Source organism: Bradyrhizobium sp. Kon56 (assembly GCF_055807635.1).
The window spans coordinates 1-323 of record NZ_JBVVOU010000270.1; the positions used below are offsets into that span (position 1 = coordinate 1).

A 323-nucleotide genomic window follows, 5' to 3' on the forward strand; every position below is an offset into this window, starting at 1 on the left:
GCATCTACGAGCAGGTTGCGCTCGAAGGCTTCTACCGCCTCGGTAAAGGCCAGGCCATGGTTGCTGCCGCCCGTGCCGGTTTTCTTGAAGGCGGGCAGGCCCAGTGCGAAGCGTTCGGCGACGTTGCGCAGTTCGCGCACATTGCCCGGCCAGTCGTGGCTCATCAGGCTCGACAGGGTCTGGTTGTCCAGCTCCGGCGTGGTGCGATCAAAACGCAGCGAGGATTGCTGTAGGAAGTGCTCGAACAACTGCAGGATATCTTCACGGCGTTCGCGCAGGGGCGGTAGTTCAAGGGTGACCACATTGAGGCGGTAGTACAGGTC

The 323-nt window shown here is 61.6% G+C and carries 1 protein-coding gene; it reads right to left on the reverse strand.

Translation table 11 applies throughout. The features are described from left to right. The coding region (locus AC0L3B_RS38935) for an AAA-type ATPase lid domain-containing protein (protein ID WP_473383008.1) at positions 1–323 on the reverse strand (323 nt) is incomplete at both ends.